The organism is Parafrankia sp. EUN1f (assembly GCF_000177675.1).
In the GTDB taxonomy this organism is placed as follows: Bacteria; Actinomycetota; Actinomycetes; order Frankiales; family Frankiaceae; genus Parafrankia.
Map to the genome: position 1 here is coordinate 1 of NZ_ADGX01000379.1, position 920 is coordinate 920.

1 protein-coding gene and 1 pseudogene are annotated in these 920 nt (G+C 66.1%); one reads left to right on the forward strand and one right to left on the reverse strand.

Translation table 11 applies throughout. The annotated features are described in order from the left end of the window. Positions 1–196: ATP-binding protein (locus FREUN1FDRAFT_RS39210; RefSeq protein WP_006546015.1), on the forward strand; the 196-nt coding region annotated here is incomplete at its 5' end. Here the strand turns inward: FREUN1FDRAFT_RS39210 and FREUN1FDRAFT_RS42810 are convergent. Next, positions 157–920 (reverse strand): annotated as a pseudogene (locus tag FREUN1FDRAFT_RS42810) (IS3 family transposase); the annotation flags it as partial. The gene FREUN1FDRAFT_RS39210 and the pseudogene FREUN1FDRAFT_RS42810 overlap by 40 nt on opposite strands.

Below are 920 nucleotides of genomic sequence, written 5' to 3' on the forward strand. Positions count from 1 at the left end.
CGCCGCCTACGAGAAACGGTCGATCGCGGTCTCCTCGAACCTGCACCCCGCCGGCTTCGACGAGATCATGCCTAAAACACTGGCGACCGCCACCGTCGACCGGCTCCTGCACCACGCCCACCTCTGCCAGACCAGCGGCGACAGTGTCCGCCTCGCTCAAGCCCTCGCCGGCAAGGGGGTGAAAGCCCTGACCTGACACGAAAGCCGCGCCGGAACGGTGGCCACCACCGGGCAGATCTGGTGGCCACTACCGGGCCGGAACCGTGACCGCCACCGGGCCGTTCTCAATGGCCCTTGACATTCGATGAAGGCCTTCGCGAGTTCCCCGTTCTCGGTGGGATGTACCTCGAAGTGAATGGCTTTGCGGGAGAAGATGTCGAGGATGACGTACAGGTCGAAGTGCACGCCGCGGACGGGTCCGGCGAGTTTTGTGATATCCCAGCTCCAGATTTCGTTGGGTCTGGTAGCGAGTAGTTCCGGTTTCTTTCGGGCGGGGTGGGCGGCCTGTGCCCGCCGCTCGACGGTCTGGGCTCGGGCCCGCAGCAGCCGGTACATGGTGGACACGCTGGCCAGGTAGACACCCTCGTCGAGCAGGGTCGCCCAGACCTGGGCGGCGGACTTGTCGACGAACCGGTCGCTGTTGAGGAGTTCCAGGAGCCGTTCACGTTCGGTGTCGTCGAGCGCTGCCGGGTGGACGGCCGGGGTCCGTGACGGGCTTTCTGTGGATTGTGCGGGGCGACGCCGGCGGTACATTGTCGCCCGTGACAGCCCGAGCAGGTCGCAGGCGACCTTGAACGAGGTCAAGGGTGCCAGCGAGGTGAACGCCTCGTCGACTATCTGCCGGGTTTCCTGCCGGAATCCGCGCTCTCGGAGATCAATTCCAGTCGGGTAGCCGGCGGGAATCGCACCCGCCGGCTCCC